General features: G+C 41.1%; 21 protein-coding genes and 1 riboswitch. Of the genes, 16 read left to right on the top strand and 5 right to left on the bottom strand.

The genetic code is table 11. The features are described from left to right. The first annotated feature begins 96 nt into the window (after positions 1-96). The 3 genes from AC1DQW_RS19015 to AC1DQW_RS19005 all read left to right on the top strand — a co-directional run bounded on the left by AC1DQW_RS19015 (position 97) and on the right by AC1DQW_RS19005 (position 2761). Entirely contained in the window at positions 97-1416 is a 1320-nt protein-coding gene (locus AC1DQW_RS19015; protein WP_477455517.1) for an MFS transporter, read from the top strand. A gap of 9 nt (positions 1417-1425) precedes the next feature. Continuing rightward, positions 1426-2154 carry a (Fe-S)-binding protein gene (locus tag AC1DQW_RS19010; protein ID WP_477409430.1) on the top strand — a complete coding sequence of 243 codons (729 nt, stop codon included), beginning with the start codon at positions 1426-1428 and terminating at the stop codon, positions 2152-2154. A 70-nt stretch (positions 2155-2224) separates the two neighbouring features. Next, a complete protein-coding gene (locus tag AC1DQW_RS19005; RefSeq protein WP_477455516.1) occupies positions 2225-2761 on the top strand; it encodes a DinB family protein in 537 nt (178 codons plus the stop codon). 36 nt (positions 2762-2797) lie between these two features. On the opposite strand, the gene AC1DQW_RS19000 is transcribed toward AC1DQW_RS19005, so the two are convergent. Beyond that, on the bottom strand, positions 2798-3919 hold the full coding sequence (locus AC1DQW_RS19000) for a hypothetical protein (RefSeq protein ID WP_477455515.1): 1122 nt from the start codon (positions 3917-3919) through the stop codon (positions 2798-2800). A gap of 553 nt (positions 3920-4472) precedes the next feature. Between AC1DQW_RS19000 and thrS the strand changes: the two genes are divergently transcribed. The 4 genes from thrS to rplT all read left to right on the top strand — a co-directional run bounded on the left by thrS (position 4473) and on the right by rplT (position 7734). After that, positions 4473-6398 (top strand): threonine--tRNA ligase, encoded by a 1926-nt coding sequence (gene thrS / locus AC1DQW_RS18995; RefSeq protein ID WP_477455514.1) that lies wholly within the window; start codon positions 4473-4475, stop codon positions 6396-6398. A gap of 1 nt (position 6399) precedes the next feature. After that, positions 6400-6966, top strand: coding sequence for a translation initiation factor IF-3 (gene infC / locus AC1DQW_RS18990; RefSeq protein WP_477408024.1), 567 nt, complete (start codon positions 6400-6402; stop codon positions 6964-6966). Between the two features lie 144 nt (positions 6967-7110). Next, the gene (gene rpmI, locus AC1DQW_RS18985) at positions 7111-7311 is read left to right on the top strand and encodes a 50S ribosomal protein L35 (RefSeq protein ID WP_477408022.1); all 201 of its coding nucleotides are present in this window, start codon (positions 7111-7113) and stop codon (positions 7309-7311) included. Between the two features lie 78 nt (positions 7312-7389). Continuing rightward, positions 7390-7734: a 50S ribosomal protein L20 gene (rplT, locus tag AC1DQW_RS18980; RefSeq protein ID WP_076369188.1), complete on the top strand. Its 345-nt coding sequence runs from the start codon at positions 7390-7392 to the stop codon at positions 7732-7734. 99 nt (positions 7735-7833) lie between these two features. Here the strand turns inward: rplT and AC1DQW_RS18975 are convergent, their stop codons facing one another. Together AC1DQW_RS18975 and AC1DQW_RS18970 are read right to left on the bottom strand one after the other, a co-directional pair. Next, positions 7834-8583: an SRPBCC family protein gene (locus AC1DQW_RS18975; RefSeq protein ID WP_477455513.1), complete on the bottom strand. Its 750-nt coding sequence runs from the start codon at positions 8581-8583 to the stop codon at positions 7834-7836. Positions 8584-8649: 66 nt separating this feature from the next. Then, a complete protein-coding gene (locus AC1DQW_RS18970) occupies positions 8650-9915 on the bottom strand; it encodes a serine hydrolase (protein ID WP_477455512.1) in 1266 nt (421 codons plus the stop codon). Positions 9916-9953: 38 nt separating this feature from the next. Further along, a riboswitch (cobalamin riboswitch) is annotated at positions 9954-10154 on the top strand. A gap of 122 nt (positions 10155-10276) precedes the next feature. On the opposite strand from AC1DQW_RS18970, the gene AC1DQW_RS18965 reads away from it, so the two are divergent. From AC1DQW_RS18965 to AC1DQW_RS18950, 4 genes are all read left to right on the top strand, one after another. Continuing rightward, positions 10277-12229, top strand: coding sequence for a TonB-dependent receptor plug domain-containing protein (locus AC1DQW_RS18965; RefSeq protein ID WP_477455511.1), 1953 nt, complete (start codon positions 10277-10279; stop codon positions 12227-12229). 50 nt (positions 12230-12279) lie between these two features. Further along, positions 12280-12852: a DUF6580 family putative transport protein gene (locus AC1DQW_RS18960; RefSeq protein ID WP_477455510.1), complete on the top strand. Its 573-nt coding sequence runs from the start codon at positions 12280-12282 to the stop codon at positions 12850-12852. 168 nt (positions 12853-13020) lie between these two features. Then, complete coding sequence (locus AC1DQW_RS18955; protein ID WP_477455509.1) at positions 13021-13719, top strand: SIR2 family NAD-dependent protein deacylase; 699 nt, start codon at positions 13021-13023, stop codon at positions 13717-13719. Positions 13720-13799: 80 nt separating this feature from the next. Beyond that, positions 13800-14513: a Dph6-related ATP pyrophosphatase gene (locus AC1DQW_RS18950; protein WP_477455508.1), complete on the top strand. Its 714-nt coding sequence runs from the start codon at positions 13800-13802 to the stop codon at positions 14511-14513. A gap of 228 nt (positions 14514-14741) precedes the next feature. Here AC1DQW_RS18950 and AC1DQW_RS18945 read toward each other — a convergent pair whose 3' ends face one another. Together AC1DQW_RS18945 and AC1DQW_RS18940 are read right to left on the bottom strand one after the other, a co-directional pair. Further along, positions 14742-14990, bottom strand: coding sequence for a hypothetical protein (locus AC1DQW_RS18945; protein WP_477408373.1), 249 nt, complete (start codon positions 14988-14990; stop codon positions 14742-14744). Positions 14991-14993: 3 nt separating this feature from the next. Further along, a complete protein-coding gene (locus tag AC1DQW_RS18940; protein ID WP_477455507.1) occupies positions 14994-15695 on the bottom strand; it encodes a DUF3291 domain-containing protein in 702 nt (233 codons plus the stop codon). A gap of 248 nt (positions 15696-15943) precedes the next feature. Here AC1DQW_RS18940 and AC1DQW_RS18935 point away from each other — a divergent pair, with 248 nt between their 5' ends. From AC1DQW_RS18935 to AC1DQW_RS18915, 5 genes are read left to right on the top strand one after another with little or no spacing between them, the layout of a single operon-like run. Then, positions 15944-16420: a GAF domain-containing protein gene (locus AC1DQW_RS18935; RefSeq protein WP_477455506.1), complete on the top strand. Its 477-nt coding sequence runs from the start codon at positions 15944-15946 to the stop codon at positions 16418-16420. Next, positions 16420-17070 (top strand): alpha/beta hydrolase, encoded by a 651-nt coding sequence (locus AC1DQW_RS18930; protein WP_477455505.1) that lies wholly within the window; start codon positions 16420-16422, stop codon positions 17068-17070. The genes AC1DQW_RS18935 and AC1DQW_RS18930 overlap by 1 nt, the downstream gene beginning before the upstream one ends. Then, positions 17067-17669: a DNA-3-methyladenine glycosylase gene (locus tag AC1DQW_RS18925; protein WP_477455504.1), complete on the top strand. Its 603-nt coding sequence runs from the start codon at positions 17067-17069 to the stop codon at positions 17667-17669. The genes AC1DQW_RS18930 and AC1DQW_RS18925 overlap by 4 nt, the downstream gene beginning before the upstream one ends. Before the next feature lie 35 nt (positions 17670-17704). Beyond that, a complete protein-coding gene (gene kynU, locus AC1DQW_RS18920; RefSeq protein ID WP_477455503.1) occupies positions 17705-18991 on the top strand; it encodes a kynureninase in 1287 nt (428 codons plus the stop codon). 8 nt (positions 18992-18999) lie between these two features. Beyond that, a complete protein-coding gene (locus tag AC1DQW_RS18915; protein WP_477455502.1) occupies positions 19000-19854 on the top strand; it encodes a bestrophin family protein in 855 nt (284 codons plus the stop codon). Positions 19855-19858: the final 4 nt, after the last annotated feature.

The raw sequence follows: 19858 nt of genomic DNA, 5'->3' as shown, positions 1-19858 counted from the left end.
GCCTCTCAATGACATTTTTTTACACATGCAATGCGTCTTGACTCTTATATCTTGGCTCTTGTAACTTAAATCTTTTTCTATACTTTTATTGTATCAATGGAAACCAAAAACAACAAGAAAACCATCCGGGCCTGGGCTTTTTTCGATTGGGCCAATTCTGCCTATAACCTGGTCATTACTTCAACAATTTTCCCGGCTTACTATGTAGCTATCACCGCAAATGCTAAAAATGGCGATAGGGTAATGTTTTTCGGTAAAAGCTTTATTAATACAGCATTATCAAACTACGCGCTTGCTGCGGCTTACATGGTAATGGTTTTACTTTTGCCTATACTATCGTCAATTGCCGATTACAGGGGCAACAAAAAGATTTTTATGCAATTTTTTACCTGGCTGGGCTCCCTGTCATGCTGCGGATTGTTTTTCTTCGGACCGGATAACCTGGAGTTTGGAATAATTTGCTTTGCGCTTGCGGCTATTGGTTATAGCGGAGGCTTTGTTTTTTATAATTCCTATCTGCCCGAAATTGCAACCATCGATATGCAGGATAACGTAAGCGCCAAAGGTTTTACCTATGGCTATATCGGGAGTGTTATTTTACAGGTAATATGCCTTGTTTTTGTGCTTTCGCCCAAAACATTTGGATTAAACGGCGGTAGCGCAGCGCAACTATCCTTCCTTTTGGTTGGTATCTGGTGGATAGTTTTTGCGTATATACCTTTCACTATATTGCCAAAAGGCAGCCCTAATGCGGTAACCCATCAGCATAACATTATTAAAGGCGGATTTATTGAATTGGGTAAGGTTTGGGCGAAGGTTAAAACTATGCCATTACTAAAAAGATTTTTGCCGGCTTTTTTCTTTTACTCTATGGGGGTACAAACCATTATGCTGGTTGCGGCCGGTTTTGGGGCCAAGGTACTGAAGATGGAAACAAGCGGTCTGATAGAAATTATCCTGATCATACAAATAGTAGCAATAGGCGGCGCTACATTAATGTCGCGTTTATCGGCTATGTATGGTAACGTTAAAGTTTTAATACTGGTGGTAATTATCTGGGTAGCGGCATGTGTGGCGGCATATTTTATAACCACAATTCCGCAGTTTTATGTGCTGGCTATTATTGTTGGCTTAATTATGGGTGGTATCCAGTCTATGTCGCGTTCAACTTATTCCAAATATTTGCCCCAGGATATACCCGATACCGCCTCGTTCTTCAGTTTTTACGACGTTACCGAAAAACTGGCCATAGTAGGAGGAATGTTCAGTTTTGCTTTTATAGAAGAGTTAACCGGCAGTATGCGCAATTCGGCATTGGCATTATGTGGTTTTTTTATTGTTGGATTGATATTATTGCTTTCTTTGCTAAAAGCCGAGAAAAGCATAAAAAAATATGTGGAATTTAGCGCCGAATAATTTGTGCCGATGAAGATAGAGCTGTTTGTACCATGTTTTGTAGATCAACTATTTCCTGAAACTGCCTTTAATACTATAAAAGTATTGGAAAAGGCGGGCTGTAAAGTGAATTTTAACCCAAATCAAACCTGTTGCGGGCAGCCGGCGTTTAATGCGGGTTTTTGGGATGACGCCAAAGCCGTGGGCAGCAAGTTTCTGAACGATTTTTCGGAAGACAGCGTGATCGTAACCCCATCTGCATCATGCACCGGCATGGTTAAAAACTATTATAACGATTTGTTTACCAATACCGCTGTGCACAACAAATGCAGGGCCATACAGGGTAATATCTATGAGCTGTCGGATTTCCTGGTGAACATCCTGCAGTTTGATTACTTCGGCGCCGAGCTGGATGGTAAAGCTGTTTACCATGATAGCTGCTCAGCCCTGCGCGAATGTAAGATCAGGAACGAGCCCCGCCAGCTGCTTTCTAAAGTATTAGGTTTAGAACTTTTAGAACTGAAGGATAACGAAACCTGCTGTGGTTTTGGCGGTACCTTCGCGGTTAAGTTTGAAGCTATTTCAACAGCCATGGCCCAGCAAAAAGTAGATAATGCCCTGGCAGCCGGTGCCGAATACATCATCTCGACAGATGCCTCCTGCCTGCTGCACCTGCAAAGCTATATCGACAAAAATAGTTTGCCGATAAGGACTATCCACCTGGCTGATGTTTTGGCGCTGGGGTGGGGGAATGTTTGATGTTGATTGAGGAATTGGGAATGTTCGATTTCGGATTTTGTTGTTCCTTTTATACCGATAGTTATTTGTTATGCGATTAATACAGCCGCCTAAGGAAGGCGAATATCCGCCATATGCCGTTATGTACATGAAGCTGGTTCCCACAGATGGCTTTGTGCTAAATCACCTGCAGGATAATTTTCAATTGGTTAAGCAACTGATCTGCTCATTGCCGCCCGATGTGTTATATCACCGGTACGCGCCGGGTAAATGGAGTATTAAAGAAGTGCTGGTACATATTATTGATGACGAGCGCATTTTTGCATACCGCGCCCTGCGTTTTGCACGCAACGAAAAAAATAACCTCATAGGTTTTGACCAGGATGCTTATGCCAATTATTCGGATGCCGATAACAGGGATCTGGATAATATATTTGAAGAATATGAAGCGGTAAGACGATCAACCGTCGCATTGTTTAATGGCCTGCCCGAAGAAGCTTTTGACCGGATGGGGCATGGCACCGGTACCGCGAATGATGCTACTGTAAGGGCCTTAGCCTACCATATTACAGGGCACGAATTACATCATTTAAATATAATCAAAGAAAAATACCTGGCTGGCTTGTAGATTTATTTGGTGATGGCGTTTATATTTAATTTCTCATCAATTTCCTGCTTTAATCAACTTCATTTGTAGGGTATCCTGGTTGTACATCATATTCCATTGCATCATTTTACCGGTGTAACCGCTTATTTTCGCTTTGATAGTATCGCTTTGCGGGCCGTTATAAAAAATGATATTTAAAATGCCCTTTGGGGCATTGTAGGTATACTCGCCGGCCCAGGCACGCTGCTCTTCAAAAATATAGGGGTTTGCAGAAAACTCCACCCGGCCGTATTGCTCCATATAAATAGTATGCCAGGCGCGCGGGTTACTTTGCCAGTCTTGCGTGTCAACAGGTTTTCCGTTTCGCGTCAATTCATAAATATTCCATTTACCCTCAAAGGCAGTTGGTTTGCTTACGGCAACAAAACGGTAGATGCTAAAAAAAGCGAGTGTAATAGCGATTACTTTCACTATCGGTTTTAAAAGGCGGAGCTTAACAGGGGGGAGGTCGCTTAATTGTTGAAACAGGAGTGTTCTAAAGTCGGGCCACCTGAGCAATATGATATAGCTTAGTCCGGCAGTTAATACCAATGAATTTATAAAGGCGCCCTGGTCTATCTGGTAAAAAATATTGATGAACACCACGTTAATCATTACCGGCAGCAGTAGCAGTGCCCCTAATAAAGTGGTACGGCGGAAGAGTAGCAAAATGCCACCAACAATCTGCATCAAGCCTAAAATAACAGCAAAGGTATAGGAATGCCCAAAGTAGTTCCAGGTAAGGTCAAAACCAGTCAGGTTGCCCACCGGTACATCATCCCGACTATAAATATGACCAAACTGGGTTTTTAATATTTTGGCAAAGCCGTAAGTTGAAATTTCAAAAGCAATAAAGTACCTCATGATACCTTGCAGCCAGGCATGCCGTATGCCGGAGTTGAAATTTTCAGCCTTCTGTTTTCGGTGCCAGTAAATAGTGTACGTAAGGGCCAGTAAAGCAAACACTCCGCCAGTATAAAAAAACAGTCTGATATACTGACGCTCATCTATCCGGCCTAAATTGGTGTATAAAAAGCTCGGCAGTATCATTTCAAAAGTTACTACAACGGCAATATAAAAATACAGGCACTCAAAAAATTTGCTAAACCAGGAGGAGGTACGGATAAGGGTATTTGGCATCGGGTTGTTATTTCAGTTTTTGGGTAGATAGCTTGTGTATTTAAGTTAATTTTCAATGTCATCAGGATCAAAAAAAATAAGTTTCAGAAAACTATACTAAAGTCGATTAAAATAGCCAAAAAATAAATACGCGTACAATTATTGTAGATTTTTCTTGATAAATGATGGATAAAAAATGCGTGTATGGTAACCGGGTTGTCCACTGGATTGTTGATATTATCCAAAATCGAAGCGTTCGGATTTTTCAAACCAGGTGTTCGGGGAGCGTTCGGGGTAAAATTATTGAAAATAGCAATGTGTTGATTATCAGCATGTGTTGTGTTTTCTAATAAAGTGGTTAAATTTTTAAGTATCTGATTATTAATTATTTGGTTTGTTTTTACGATTATAGTTCCTGTATACTCCTGCAAAAGCGAACACCCGGTGAATGATACAAAACCAATAAAAAGGTGTTAAACCATAATTAAAATCCTATTTTTGCACCTCAAATAAACGATCACTCCCGTAGGTGATCACAAAACGTAATTTTATAAACTTTAAATCATAGTTGTAGATGATTAGTATTACACTTCCCGATGGTTCCGTTCGTCAGTACGACAAGGGGATCACTTCCATGCAGATCGCATCTTCGATCTCCGAAGGATTAGCACGTAATGTATTAGCAGCCGAAGTTGATGGCCAGGTTTGGGATGCAAGCCGCCCCATTGAGCAGGATGCCCAGGTTAAACTTTTAACCTGGAATGATGCTTCGGGTAAATCAACCTTCTGGCATTCATCGGCCCACTTATTAGCCGAAGCTTTGGAGGCTCTTTACCCGGGTACCAAGTTTGGTATCGGTCCGGCTATCGAAACAGGTTTTTACTATGATGTTGACTTTGGCGACCGTGAATTTTCATCAGATGAGTTCAAGAAGATTGAAGACAAGGTTATTGAGCTTGCCAAAACCAAAGCCGAATACATCCGCAAGCCGGTTAGCAAAGCTGATGCTATTGAGTACTTTACCGAAAAAGATGATGAATACAAGCTGGACCTGATTAAGGACCTGCCTGATGGTGCCATTACTTTTTATACACAAGGAAACTTTACCGATCTGTGCCGCGGGCCTCATATCCCCAACACAGGTTTTATAAAATCTGTTAAACTGATGAGCGTTGCTGGTGCCTACTGGCGCGGCGATGAAACACGCAAGCAGCTTACGCGTATCTATGGGGTTACATTCCCCAAAGCCAGTGAGCTTACCGAATACCTGCACATGATCGAAGAAGCTAAAAAGCGTGATCACCGCAAGTTAGGCAAAGAGCTGGAGTTGTTTGCTTTCTCGGAAAAAGTAGGCATGGGGTTACCATTATGGTTACCTAAAGGAACTGCTTTGCGCGAGCGTTTGACTAACTTTTTGCAAAAAGCGCAGGTTAAGGCCGGTTACGAACAGGTGATCACCCCACATATCGGGCATAAAAACCTATATGTAACATCAGGTCACTATGAAAAATATGGCGCCGATTCATTTCAGCCAATAAAAACCCCGCAGGAGGGAGAGGAGTTCTTTTTAAAACCAATGAATTGCCCGCACCACTGCGAGATCTATAAAACAAAACCGCGTTCATACAAGGATCTTCCTGTTCGCCTGGCCGAGTTTGGTACCGTATACCGTTACGAACAAAGCGGCGAGCTTCATGGATTAACCCGTGTACGTGGCTTTACCCAGGATGATGCACACTTGTTCTGTCGCCCCGACCAGGTAAAAGATGAGTTTAAAAAGGTTATCGACCTGGTATTGTATGTATTTAAGGCTTTAGGCTTTGAAAATTATACTGCACAGATTTCGCTGCGTGATCCTGAAAACAAAGCTAAGTACATCGGCACTGATGAAAACTGGGCTTTAGCTGAGAATGCTATCATTGAAGCTGCAGCCGAAAAGGGTTTGAACACTGTTGTTGAGCTTGGTGAGGCTGCTTTTTATGGCCCTAAGCTCGATTTTATGGTGAGGGATGCCCTTGGTCGTAAATGGCAATTGGGTACCATTCAGGTTGATTATAACCTGCCCGAGCGTTTTGAACTGGAATACACTGGTAGCGACAATTTGAAACATCGCCCGGTAATGATTCACAGGGCGCCATTTGGCTCCATGGAGCGCTTTATTGCGGTGTTAATTGAGCATTGCGCAGGTAATTTTCCGTTATGGTTATCTCCTGAGCAATTTATTATCCTGCCGATATCAGAAAAATACGAGGAATATGCAAAAAAACTTTCTGATGTGTTAAAAGATTCCGATATTTGCGGGCTGATTGATTTCAGGGACGAGAAGATAGGGCGTAAAATACGCGATGCTGAAGTCAAAAAGATCCCTTATATGTTAGTAGTGGGTGAAAAGGAAGCTGCCGAGGGCATGGTTTCTGTTAGGAAACATGGTCAGGGCGACTTGGGAAGTATGAGCATAGAAGATTTTAAAGAACAAATAATTAAAGAAATAAAAGTATAACTTGGCATTAAACAAACCTTTCAATAGAGGACCAAGGCTTCCTTTTAAGAAAAAAGAAGCTGAACACAATATCAACCAATTCATTAGGGCTCAGGAAGTTCGCCTTGTAGGTGATAACGTAGAGCAAGGAATTTTTTCACTAAGAGATGCTCTTGCTATAGCGCAGGAGCAGGAACTTGACCTGGTTGAAATATCTCCGAACGCTGTACCACCTGTTTGTAAAGTAACAGACTATAACAAGTTTATTTACGAGCAAAAGAAAAAGCTTAAAGAGATAAAGAGCAATGCCAAGCAAACTGTTATTAAAGAGATTCGCTTCGGACCTAACACTGATGATCATGACTTTGAATTTAAATTAAAGCATGCCATTAAATTTTTGGAATCAGGCGAAAAGGTAAGAGCTTACGTACACTTTAAAGGCCGTGCCATTGTTTATAAAGAGCAGGGCGAGATATTACTGCTGCGTTTTGCACAGGCATTGGAAGATGTAGGTAAAGTGGAGCAATTACCAAAGCTTGAAGGTAAAAGGATGTTTTTAACCCTGGCGCCTAAAGCAGCTAAAAAGTAGATATGAGATGTTAGATATGAGATTTGAGACAATTTTATATCTGACATCATTTAAAATAAACGTGAAATATGAGGTCGGGATGCGAAGAGATAGTTAGTCTCACATCTCAAATCTCATATCTAACATCTAAATAAATAAATAGTTATGCCAAAAATGAAAACCAATTCCAGTGCTAAAAAGCGTTTTAAGCTTACTGGAACCGGTAAAATCACACGGAAGAATGCATTCAAAAGCCACATCTTAACCAAGATGTCGACTAAACGTAAGCGTAACCTTGGTCACACCAGCTTAGTGTCTGATGCTGATATGGGAAATGTTAAACGTATGCTTTGCATCGGAAAGTAATTCACAATTTTTTTAACCAGGTATTAGAGTTTTAAGTTCGGCTGTAAAAGCAGGCACTCACTACCAAAATCAAACAACATGCCACGTTCAGTTAACGCAGTAGCGTCGAGAAGACGCCGGAAAAGGATCATGAACCTCGCCAAAGGTTATTGGGGTTCACGCAGCAAGGTTTATACCGTTGCAAAAAACACAGTTGAAAAAGGTTTACAGTACGCTTATCGTGACCGTAAAACCAAGAAAAGAGAATTCAGAGCTTTATGGATCCAGCGTATTAACGCAGGTGCCCGTCAGCACGGAATTTCTTACTCTCAATTAATAGGTAAATTAGCAGCAAAAGAAATCGGTTTAAACCGTAAAGTATTAGCTGATTTAGCAATGAATCATCCTGATGCTTTCAAAGCCGTGATTGATGCAGTAAAATAATATAATTTGCTGAGATCAGTTCTTGACGAATTAAAATAAAAACCGCCCGGTAACTAATTACCAGGCGGTTTTTTTATGGAATCTATTTTTAATCCCTGCCTATGATATTACAATAATGGGTTCTTCTTTGCCATCCAGGAAAAACTCGGCGCCGTTATCAAGATCCATATACTGTTTAAAATTCTGCACGTCTTTATCAACCATCTTTTTAAATAAAGGGTTTAATACCTTAGCAAGGCCGGCGCCCAATCCACCTGCCGGCGGTTGGTAGCTAATCACAATATCAACAATTGTTCCGGTACCATCTATGGTATCCTGGAAACGCACCTTGCCTGCATTATTAATTGTAGACTCGGGTAGCGAGCTCCAGCCAATCATTTCGTTAGGTTCGTCTTTTACAATTTCTGCATGCCAGCTAACAGTTGCTACGTCCGCAGGGAGCTTTAATACCCAATAAGAATACTTTGAGTCTATGACTTCAACACTCTCCAGGTGTTTCATAAACAGGGGGAGGTTATCAAACTTGCGCCAAAAGTTGTAAACCTTGTGCCGGGGCTGATTAACGGCAAATGAAGACCGGATATTGATATTAATAGGATTGGTTGATAATTTGCCAATTCGCTTATACAATTCGCAATGGCCGGTAATACCACGGTTTAAAAGATATCCGCTGGCGCCTATCTTTAATATGCTCGCGAACGGGTTCGAAAAGATATGCTTAAAACCCGACCATCCCAGTTTTACGCCTCCAACGATAGATGTATAACGTTCAGGCCAGTTCAGGTTTATCCTGTCGTCGCCGTAAAGTACCGGGTAGTTATCGGTATATTTAACTATTGTAGTTGCCATAGTGTTATTTAATTGGGTGTAAAAACTAAACAGTATATAGCGGGCTAAGTTTTTGTTAATTGAACTTTATTTAACCTTATCGTAATTAAATTTAAATTTGGTTAAATCAGGTAAGCGTTTTTTTACTCTTTGTAGTTCGTATTTATAAATTACCTGCCCAAGGTTTTTCAGGAAAGGAAGGCAAACGGTTGTATACCCGTACTTATTATCGTTAAGGATCCCATCCTCGTTTGATTGTACTACCGCTGTAAGCATAAACTCAACTTTGTTTTTAAAATCTACAATGTAGGCGTTATCAATATCGTATCCATAACTGTCGCCATATTTGTTAAATATCCTGATATCGGCATTGGGTGCTACTGTGCTATCGGCACCATAAAATAAAAGCTTACTTACCGTTGGGTAGTATTCGTGCCGGTTGTAGGTTGGCTTTACACTTTCGGTAGGAAACATGCTCATGTAACGATAAATGAACTGATAATCTGCCGCAGTTAAGTTAAAGCGCTGTGTTTTAGGGAAAACTTCTGGAAAAAGAAGCCGTTTTAATACCATTTGCTGGTCGGTAATGGTGTAAACGTTTTTTTCGGCAAAGCTGAACGGCTGCATTACCAGTTTATCATCCTTATCGAGGTAGCCCTTGCCTTGTATCATGTTTTGTAATTGCATGGGATACTCGTTGTTATCATAAAACGCCGGTTTGCGATAAACCAATTGGGCATCGTTATAAAAGTCAACCGGATTGGTATGTTTAGTGCCTTCCCCGGTATCGCCGATTGCAAGCCTGCCAATGATACGGGTATTGTTTAAATTATAATTTTTGAGTTTTTTGTTGATCTCCCCGCGGTCAACAAATTCATACAACCTGTTATAGGCATCATTATCACTTACCAGCAGGATCTTTTTGATGTAGTTTTCAATTGATGGAAGTCCGTTTGCTGATGAAGTATCCGTTTTAACTTTAGTTTGCCCGGTAGAGGCACTATCGGTTATCATTACAGATTGTTTTGTTAAGCCTTTAATTTTCAACTCGTTTAACTTCTCAAGCGTAAAAATAGCTGTTGGCAGCTTTACGGTACTTGCCGGGTAAAAATACCGGTTAGGGTTAAGCCGGTAACTATATGATTTAAAATGAGGGATGTTGTTTCTGTCGCGGTTTATCTGTGTGTAAAGAATCTGGACTTCGTTTTGGGTTGGGTGATCGAGTACGCCTTTAAACAGTTCGGGCTGAGCTTGTAAAAGGGTTTTTAGGAGCAGTGTATCGGGTTGTTGGGCAAAGCTTATTAAACCAATCATCATCAAAAATAACAAAGTGCAATACATTTTCATCAGCATAAATATACAGATGTTAGTTGTGGTTATTAATAGTTGTTGTACTTTTGCACCGCTTTAGGTTTCTTTGATAGGATATTATCAAAGAATTAAAAGGGAATACGGTGTAAATCCGGAACTGTCCCGCAGCTGTAAGCTCCATAACCATAGTTCATCCTTAAAGTCACTGTTCGGGTAAACCGGACGGGAAGACAGAACAAAGGGGAGTAAGTCAGAAGACCTGCCAGAGCATTATAAATTATTCATAGCTTTCGTGGATTGAAGCCTGAATGTGAATGCTCTTCTTTTAGTAGTGTATTTTCATTTTATGCTGTCCGTGTTGTGCTATTTAAACCGCATTATTATTTAACGCTATAGCAAATACATGAAAAAAAAGTACTTTAAAATTGTTTTAGGATTAGGATTATTGCAGGTGGGTTTATGCAACACCGCCGCGCTTGCACAGGATACTACCCGGTTATTAAATGACGTGGTAGTTACTGCCACCCGCTCACCTAAAAAATTAGCCGATATAGGTAGGGTAGTTACCGTAATATCGGCAGAGCAGATCAACCGCTCGCAAGGCAAAACTTTACCCCAGTTATTGAATACCGTTGCCGGAATAACTTTCTCTGGCGCTCAGAACGCGCCCGGCATCAGTACATCTGTTTTTTTACGCGGCGCATCATCGGGTAATACTTTAATATTAATAGATGGTTTCCCGGTTAACAACGCAAGCTCAATTGATGGTAGTTATGATCTTAATGCTTTCCCGTTAAACCAGGTTGAAAGAATTGAAATATTAAAAGGAAGCGGATCGACACTTTACGGATCCGACGCTGTGGCCGGCGTGATCAATATTATTACCAAACATCCGCAGGGACAGGGCTTAAAAGGTAATGTGCAGTTAACAGGTGGCAGTTATAATACCTTCCAGGAATCGGCCGGGTTGACCGGTGTAATAAACCATACCGGGATTACCGTTAACCTATCTAATACGGATTCAAAGGGTTTTGCGGCCGCTACCGATACTACAAACAAAGCCGGATTTAAAAAAGATGGTTTCCACCAGCGTTCGGCCAGCGTTAACATCAGTCAATATGTTTCTGAGAAATTTAGTCTGAATGGTAATTTTCAGGGCAGCTATAACACAGGTAATCTGCCTTATGGCGCTTATACTAATGATAACAACTACACCTATAACAATACGCTTATATTTGGTGGTTTAGGGGCTAAAGTAAAATTACCAAAGGGAACATTGGTGTTTAATGCCAGCCAAAATACAGTTCGTAACAACTTTAAAAACCTGCCGCCCGATAATAACCAAACCAACCAGTTAACAAAAAACACCGGCCGCATAAGCAATTTAGAAGCTGTGTTGAATTATAATTTGGGCAAATATTTTGACATTACGAGCGGCGCGAACTATAAATACAGCAATACCGACCAGTATAGCTCGTTTGAACAAACAGGATATCATCCTGGCCCAAGTATTATAAACTCCGATACTGCACATAACAGCATTATCAGCGTTTACACCTCCTTGTTTTTCAAATCAAACATTTTCCATATGGAACTGGGCGGCAGGTATAATCACCATAGTAAATACGGAGATAACTTTACCTATACTATTAACCCTTCGCTGTATTTAGCAGATCAGTTTAAAGTGTTCGGGACTATCGCCTCGGCCTATAAATCCCCATCTTTATATCAATTGTACTCGCAATATGGCAATGGTAGATTAAAGCCAGAAACAACTACCTCATACGAGGCAGGATTTGATTGGGAGATCGTAAAAAATGCATTATCGTTTAACACCGTATTCTATAAACGCAATACAAAAGATGTAATTTATTTCTTCTCTGAATCACAGCCTCCTTATAGAGCATTCTATAAAAATGGATCTTTTCAAAAAGATAAAGGCTTTGAAACTGAACTGAAATACAATTCAAACAAGCTAACTGCATCAGCATACTTTGCCTATGTTACAGGTAAGCAAACTGATGAAGCCGGTAAACAAACGGCTAATTTATACCGCAGGCCAAAAAATACCTTCGGTGCTAATGTTTCATACCAGGCTTGTGCTGATTTCCTGATCGGCGTAAATTATAAATATACCGGCAACAGGGGCGACCTGAATTTCGCCACCTATCCATCTACAATCACTACTTTGAAAAACTATAACCTGGTTGACCTTCACCTGCAGTTAAAAGCTACCAAAAATCTGAATGTATTTGGAGATCTGAACAACGTGCTCGATCAAAAATATACCGATTGGCTGGGGTATAACACACGTGGCATAAACTTTATGCTTGGTGCAAAATACCAGTTTAATTAGTAGTTTTTATTTAACATGATTATGAGTAATTTTACGTCATAAATATTATCATGAATAAAAAAGACACCATCAACAGGAACATTATCCTTATTTTAATGATAATTGTTGCTGCAGCTTTCAGGCTAATAACCTTTAAGTATAAGGAACTGAGTAACTTTACCCCGGTGGGCGCTATAGCTGTGTTTGGAGGAGTATACTTTACCGAAAAATGGAAAGGCTATGTAACGGTATTACTTACGCTTTTTACTACCGATATCATCATCAACTACCTGTACACATCAAAAATTACCTTGTGGTATAGCGGTGCTGTTTGGGTTTATCTTTGCTTTGCCCTGATGGTTTTAGTAGGCAGCTTTATTAAAAAGGTAAGCGTGTTTAACGTGCTGCTGGCGTCTGTTGCATCGATATTGATTCATTGGCTCATTATCGATCTGCCATTTTTATATGGCACCATGTACCCGCATACTTTAGCCGGTTATGGTCAATCGTTAATTAATGCTATCCCGTTTGAAAAGAACATGGTTTTAGGCGACCTGTTATTTGGTTTTCTGTTGTTTGGCGGTTTTGAGCTGGCAAAGAGTAAGTTTGCTTTTTTGCAAACCCAAAAGCAGCTGGCTCTTTAAACTAAAATAATAAAATTGAAAGCGATCTGCCATAATGCAGGTCGCTTTTTTTATGGGCTGATAAATTTGTAAAAGCCAAAAACTAAAGCACAAGGCTGAAAGCTAATTTTAAAATACAAATACTTTTTGGATTGGGTTGAAATATTAAAGCGTGATATAATTTAAGGTATGAAAAACTTAGTAGTATTAACAGGAGCGGGGATTAGCGCTGAGAGTGGTTTAAAGACCTTTAGAGACAGCGATGGCCTTTGGGAGGGTTACAATATACAGGATGTGGCTACACCCGAAGCATGGGCGTATAACCCGGTAATGGTGCAGCAGTTTTATAACGAGCGGCGGAAGTCGGTATTGGAAGCAAAACCCAATGCGGCCCATTACGCTTTAGCCAGGCTGGAAGAGAAATATAATGTAACCATTATCACCCAAAATATAGATGATTTGCATGAAAGGGCCGGCTCCACTAAAGTAGTTCATTTGCATGGTATTATTACCCGTTCGCAATCAAGCATCAATCCTGCACTTACTTATCCTATTGATGGATGGGAGATCAGGATGGATGAGGTTTGCGAGCTTGGTTCACCCTTGCGGGCCCATGTGGTTTGGTTTGGCGAAGATGTGCCTATGATAGAACCGGCAGCCCGGATTTGCGCCGGTGCCGATCTGTTTATGCTTATAGGCTCCTCGCTGGCAGTTTACCCGGCTGCCGGCCTCATTGCTTATGTAAACAGGGAAGTGCCTAAGTATATCATAGATCCCAGGATACCGGATACAAGAGTGAACGGGCCGGTAATTAAGATACAGGAAAAAGCAACAGTTGGGGTAACGGCCCTGGTGGAGGAGTTGTTGAAAAACAATTCGGCAACATAAAACCATGTCATTAATAATGAAAGTGCCGGCCTTTTGCTTTGTGCATTCTGCCTTTAGCTTCTATATAATCACGATTTAAAATGAAATGTATATTCAATTGGAGTGGAGGGAAGGACAGCGCGCTTGCTTTATACCATTGCCTTCAAGATCCAAACCTGGAAATAAAATACCTGGTAACGACCATTAACGATGCTGTCGACAGGATCTCGATGCACGGCGTTCGCACCGAATTATTGATCAAGCAGGCAGAAAGTATCGGCATTCCATTGTACCAGATTCGGTTGCCCGAAATGCCGGGGATGAAAGAGTATGATGAGGTAATGCATCATCATTTATCTCAGCTTAAAAGCGAAGGTATAACCCATTCTATCTTTGGTGATATCTTTTTGCAGGACCTGAAAGATTACCGTGATGCCCGTTTGAGTGAGCTTGGCCTCAGCGGCATTTACCCGCTATGGAAACGGGATACCGGGGAACTGATCAACGAGTTTTTAACCCTCGGATTTGGAACGGTAATAGCTTGTACCCAGGCACGGCTTGAACGGATAGTTGGAAAGGAGCTAAGCCCCGAATTGATTGATGCCTTACCCGATGATGTGGATGTTTGCGGGGAGAACGGGGAGTTTCATACTTTCACTTTTAAAGGCCCTATCTTTAAAAAAGAGATAAATTATAAAACCGGCGTTAAGGTATTTAAGGAATACCAGGCACCCAAAAATGCCGACGATTCATGTGCTTCAACTACGGGTCAAAAGCCATCAGGGTTTTGGTATTGCGACCTTCTTTTGGCTTAACTTCGCATTTATTTGGTAAAATAACCAGCCAAATTTAATTTTTTATAAATTTATATATGGTCTGTTTGTCAATTCTTTAAGTATGCTAATATAAACTAATTATTTACTTAAGACAAGATTTGGTTGAATTTAAGGCCATAAATGGAGTGTTTTGCCAAATAAAATTCTGTTAAGGAAATTTTATACAATTAAAATGCTGAAAATCAATTAGGTAATCATTAAACCCTGTTAAAAATTATACCTGTAATAGGCGTCTTTGAAGTCGGTACGCATCTCAATAAAACGGGCAGCTACCTTCTTTAAAAACTCTTCATCCAACAATTCAAAAACGCTGTTTACACCATCGGTCAGGTCCATTTCGGCTATTTTAAAACTTTGCTCCAGGGTGCCCTGTTCAATCTTTACAATAAACTTTTGGTTCATGTTCAGGATGGAGATCTTAAAATCGGGGTGCGGTAATTCGGCAACAATTCTCATATCTTAATTTTTAAACAGGTTATTTAAAGGGTCATTGCCATTCAGCGAGCCAAAGCTGGCAATGGGCTTAAACCGGGCAAATAGCTCTTCGCTGTACCAGTTTTCACTCCGGGTAAGTTTTATTACTTCGGCATGTTCGCGGCTTTTGTAGGCAAAGTTTTTTACATCATCAATGCTCTGCCAAACAGAAAATGTGGCCTGTCGATATACCGGTGCCTCGCCTACGCCAAAGGAGGTAATATAGCCCGGCGCATTGGTCATTAAGCCTGCTACTTCATCTACATGGCTCCAAAAATTCCTTAGCCTGCTTATTCTGATCGTGGCCCGTGTAAGCACAGCAACCGGGCCTGTATAGTTTTGTATATCAGGCGTGCCAAAGGGTTCTTTACCATTCCATTTTCCATGACTTTGCAATGGCTGGCATAATATGGTGTAACCTTCATGGGCTAATACCTTCCACCAGCTTGAAATAAAGGAGTGGTTATAAAACCTGTCGAAATCTTCGCGGTTTTCCCAGCAGGCTAACAGGCCCCACTGCTGCCAGTCGGGCTGCAGGTCGAAGGTTCCATTCCGGCCCGAGCCAAGCAGCTTGTAAAAAGTGCAGCCTTTTTGCATTATCAAGGGCAGCCGGTGTATTGCCATGGCCAGCAAGGCGAAGGGAATAAACAGCTTTCGGTACCGGATTATAGTTAAACTAACAAACATACACCTGCTAAATAAAAGATTAAATATGATATTATTGGTATCAAGTAGTTAGTATCAAGTATCAAGATTGATTTTCTGGTCAATATATTAGATAGGGGGACTTTTGACGCTTGCAGAAAAATAAAAAGAAAAAAGTCTTGATACTTGATACTGACTACTTGATACTAATTGTTATTTGACAGTAAAAAGAAAAAAGTCTTGCTACTTGATACTAACTACTTGATACTGAAAATGGCCATCTTTGCATTATGGCAGAGGATTTAAACATAACCACATCAACAGATAAAACCGAACAATATTCTGCTTTGATCCCCCAGATTGAAGCGTTACTATATGGCGAACCTGACCTTGTTGCCAACCTGGCTAACATCAGCGCAGCTTTAAAGGAGCAGTTTAAATGGTTTTGGGTTGGCTTTTATATGGTAAAGAACGGTGAACTGGTTTTGGGCCCTTTCCAGGGGCCTGTGGCCTGTACGAGGATAGCTTTGGGTAAAGGTGTTTGCGGCGCTGCATGGGAGCAGGCAAAAACGCTTATAGTGCCCGATGTAGAGGCTTTTCCGGGCCATATTGCGTGTAGCTCTCTTTCGCAGTCGGAAATAGTAGTGCCGGTATTTAATAATGGTGAGGTTGTTGGCGTTTTGGATGTTGACAGCGAACTATTAGATCAGTTTGATGAAACTGACGCGCGCTTCCTGGAGCAGATTGTAAAGCTGGTAAAATTTTAATGAGCAGGATTTACCTGGTAGCCGGCCTCGGCGCCGATACGCGCATTTTCAATAATATCGACCTGGGCAATCATGAAGTGATTCCGGTGGACTGGATAGAGCCAGACTCCCGGGATACTTTGGCGGGCTATGCACAAAAGCTCATTTATCAATATAACATCAAGCCGGATTCAATAGTGATAGGCAATTCGATGGGAGGGATGATCGCTGTTGAAATGGCTAAGCTTATCCCTATGAAAAAAGTGATCATTATTTCCAGTATTAAAACAAGGGATGAGGCACCCCGGTACTTTAGTTTCTTTAGGAATTTGCCGGTTCAAAAATTAATTCCCGGCAAACTAATGACCTCGATGGGGTTTATGATCAAACCGGTGTTTGGCAAGATGAGCGAAGGGGATGCGTGGGTGTTTAATGATATGCTGAAAAGGACGTCGCCGGTATTTGTAAAGTGGGCCATGGGGGCAATTTTAAACTGGAAAAATGATGTGGCCCCTACAAATCTTTACCATATAACCGGCGATAAAGATCTGATATTTGACTATAAGCGCATAAAAAATGCTGCCATTGTACAGGGTGGAACGCACATTATGATTTTCGATAAAGGCAAAGAAATTAATAAACTTTTAAAACAAATCCTCCCAAAAAAATGAAGCTGACCGAGGATTATTATTTAGGAAATGATGTGGTTGCTATCAGCAAAAACCTGCTGGGTAAGTATTTATTTACCTGTATTGATGGTGTAACTACTGGTGGTTATATTGTTGAAACAGAAGCTTATAACGGTATTGTAGATAAAGCCTCCCACTCCTTTGGAAGCAGGATAACCCCTCGCACCAAAACCATGTTTATGCAGGGAGGTATAGCCTATGTTTATCTATGCTATGGCATTCATGAAATGTTCAACGTAGTAACTTCTGTTGAAGGTGAGCCGCATGCGATACTGATTAGGGCTATTAATCCAACTGATGGCATTGAGGCCATGCAGGTAAGGCGAAATATGACCGTACTTAAATCAACAATCACTGCCGGGCCGGGCTCTGTTGCAAAGGCGTTAGGCATCTCCCGGAACATTAATGCTATTAGCTTGCAAAGTGATACGCTTTGGATTGAAGACCGGGGGCTGAATTTTTTGGATGAACAAATAACTATCGGCCCGCGTATTGGCGTGAGCTATGCCGGCGATGACGCTTATTTACCTTATCGCTTTTATGTTAAAGGCAACAAATTCGTAAGTAAACCCAATAAATAGATGCTTTAAATTTGCCTTTTTTGTAATATTGAGCAATGGATTATCAAAATAGTTTAGCATTTGCCAAAGCACAGGACGGGAAGGACGCTTTAAAAGATTTCAGAAGCAGGTTTTTAATTCCAAAGCATAAAGGAGATGATGCCATTTATCTTTGTGGTAATTCTCTTGGTCTGCAGCCCAAATCCGCAGCACAATATATTGCCGATCAGATGAACACCTGGAAAGATCTTGCAGTAGAGGGTTGGTTCCAGGGCGATGATCCCTGGTTAGAATATCATAAATCGCTTTCATTGTCAATATCAAAGATAGTTGGTGCACAGGAAAATGAAGTTACAGTAATGAATTCACTTACAGTAAACCTTCATTTACTTATGATAAGCTTCTATAAACCAAATAGTAAACGATTTAAAATAATCATGGAAAGCGGCGCTTTTCCATCGGATCAATACGCTGTGGAAAGCCAGGTTAAGTTTCATGGCTTTGATCCCAAAGATGCAGTGATTGAGGTTTCTCCGCGCGACGGAGAAGTTACATTACGAACAGAAGATATACTTCAGGCGATAAATGACCATGCCGATGAGCTGGCTTTAGTGCTTTTTAGCGGGATAAATTATTACACCGGGCAGTTTTTTGATCTGGAAGCTATTACCGATGCTGCTCACAGGGCAGGCGCTTATGCAGGTTTCGATCTTGCGCATGCCGCGGGTAACGTCCCATTGAAATTGCATGAATGGGGTGCCGACTTTGCGTGTTGGTGCTCATACAAATATATGAACTCAGGCCCGGGAGGGATCAGTGGCATTTTTGTGCACCAAAAGCATTTTACCAACAAGGAAATTGACCGCTTCGCTGGCTGGTGGGGATACCGTGCCGATAAGCGCTTTTTAATGGCTCCAGGCTTCGATCCGGAGATGGGAGCCGGTGGCTGGCAGGTAAGTACAAGCCCGATATTGCTTCTTGCTTTATTTAAAGCTTCTATGGCTATTTTTGATGATGTGGGCGATATGGGTATCATCCGGCAAAAAAGTCTTGCTCTGACGGGTTATTTGGAGTTTTTAATTAATGAAATAAATAAAGGGCGGGTAGAAGACATTTTCAGGATCATTACGCCTGCTGATCCGGCTGTACGTGGTAGCCAGCTATCAGTGGTTTGTACGCATAATGCAAAAGCAATTTTTAAATACCTGGCCGATAACGGTGTTATAGGCGACTGGCGCGAACCTGATGTGATTCGCCTGAGTCCGGTGCCGCTTTATAATACCTTTGAAGATGTTTATTACACCGCTAAATACCTGGCCGATTCATTAGAAGCTTTTAAATAATTTTTTATATGGTTTATTACAATCCCAAAGAGTGGTTTTCTTTCGTTTTCAGGCTTAACAAAGCGGACACATTACGCGAACTTTTTCCATTGATAATAGCAGTTGCTGCTTACGCAGGCGTAGTTACTTACCTGTTAATAGATTTCTGGAAACTACCTGATACCAGCTTGCTTAAAAAGGTGAGCTATATTCATCAAACTATCGGGTTTGTTTTTTCACTATTGCTGGCTTTTCGTATTAACTCAGCTTATGATCGCTGGTGGGAAGGTCGTAAGGTTTGGGGGAGCCTTACCAATAGCAGCCGTAACCTGGCCATAAAGCTAAAACACATTATTGATGAAAACGAGTTGCCGTTTTTTAATTATGCTATCCCGCTTTACGCCCGTTCTTTAAGAGATCATCTTCGGGATGTTTATGAATCTGAGCGGCAACAGTTTGTAACTATCAATCCCGAAAAACACGTACCTAACCAGGTAGCATCGGCCATTATAGCAAACATATACAGGCTTAATAAAAGCGGTGAAATAAACCCGGAGCAATTATTTAGTATAACTGCAGAAATAACTTCATTTACAGATATTTGCGGGGCTTGTGAGCGCATCAGAAAAACGCCAATACCTTACTCGTACAGCGTTTTTATCAAGAAGTTCATTTTTACTTATATCATGACCTTGCCATTTACCTGGGCCTTTGACCTCAAGTATTTTACGGTGCCCATTATTGGTTTTGTGTTGTTTGTTTTTGCAAGTATCGAATTGCTGGCCGAGGAAATTGAAGATCCATTTGGGTACGATGCTAATGATTTACCGCTGGATAACATTTGTGATAATATCCAAAAGCACGTTGGTGAGATATTAGGTTAACAGC

The organism is Mucilaginibacter sp. P5_A4 (genome assembly GCF_056400605.1).
Note: the sequence above shows the minus strand (reverse complement) of the source record. Positions and strands in the feature narration are given on the sequence as shown.

Coding starts and splice junctions, on each gene's coding strand:
- AC1DQW_RS19015 (WP_477455517.1), top strand. CDS start 97: ATGGAAACCAAAAACAACAAGAAAACCATCCGGGCCTGGGCTTTTTTC.
- AC1DQW_RS19010 (WP_477409430.1), top strand. CDS start 1,426: ATGAAGATAGAGCTGTTTGTACCATGTTTTGTAGATCAACTATTTCCT.
- AC1DQW_RS19005 (WP_477455516.1), top strand. CDS start 2,225: ATGCGATTAATACAGCCGCCTAAGGAAGGCGAATATCCGCCATATGCC.
- AC1DQW_RS19000 (WP_477455515.1), bottom strand. CDS start 3,919: ATGCCAAATACCCTTATCCGTACCTCCTCCTGGTTTAGCAAATTTTTT.
- thrS (WP_477455514.1), top strand. CDS start 4,473: ATGATTAGTATTACACTTCCCGATGGTTCCGTTCGTCAGTACGACAAG.
- rpmI (WP_477408022.1), top strand. CDS start 7,111: ATGCCAAAAATGAAAACCAATTCCAGTGCTAAAAAGCGTTTTAAGCTT.
- rplT (WP_076369188.1), top strand. CDS start 7,390: ATGCCACGTTCAGTTAACGCAGTAGCGTCGAGAAGACGCCGGAAAAGG.
- AC1DQW_RS18975 (WP_477455513.1), bottom strand. CDS start 8,583: ATGGCAACTACAATAGTTAAATATACCGATAACTACCCGGTACTTTAC.
- AC1DQW_RS18970 (WP_477455512.1), bottom strand. CDS start 9,915: ATGCTGATGAAAATGTATTGCACTTTGTTATTTTTGATGATGATTGGT.
- AC1DQW_RS18965 (WP_477455511.1), top strand. CDS start 10,277: ATGAAAAAAAAGTACTTTAAAATTGTTTTAGGATTAGGATTATTGCAG.
- AC1DQW_RS18960 (WP_477455510.1), top strand. CDS start 12,280: ATGAATAAAAAAGACACCATCAACAGGAACATTATCCTTATTTTAATG.
- AC1DQW_RS18955 (WP_477455509.1), top strand. CDS start 13,021: ATGAAAAACTTAGTAGTATTAACAGGAGCGGGGATTAGCGCTGAGAGT.
- AC1DQW_RS18950 (WP_477455508.1), top strand. CDS start 13,800: ATGAAATGTATATTCAATTGGAGTGGAGGGAAGGACAGCGCGCTTGCT.
- AC1DQW_RS18945 (WP_477408373.1), bottom strand. CDS start 14,990: ATGAGAATTGTTGCCGAATTACCGCACCCCGATTTTAAGATCTCCATC.
- AC1DQW_RS18940 (WP_477455507.1), bottom strand. CDS start 15,695: ATGTTTGTTAGTTTAACTATAATCCGGTACCGAAAGCTGTTTATTCCC.
- AC1DQW_RS18935 (WP_477455506.1), top strand. CDS start 15,944: ATGGCAGAGGATTTAAACATAACCACATCAACAGATAAAACCGAACAA.
- AC1DQW_RS18930 (WP_477455505.1), top strand. CDS start 16,420: ATGAGCAGGATTTACCTGGTAGCCGGCCTCGGCGCCGATACGCGCATT.
- AC1DQW_RS18925 (WP_477455504.1), top strand. CDS start 17,067: ATGAAGCTGACCGAGGATTATTATTTAGGAAATGATGTGGTTGCTATC.
- kynU (WP_477455503.1), top strand. CDS start 17,705: ATGGATTATCAAAATAGTTTAGCATTTGCCAAAGCACAGGACGGGAAG.
- AC1DQW_RS18915 (WP_477455502.1), top strand. CDS start 19,000: ATGGTTTATTACAATCCCAAAGAGTGGTTTTCTTTCGTTTTCAGGCTT.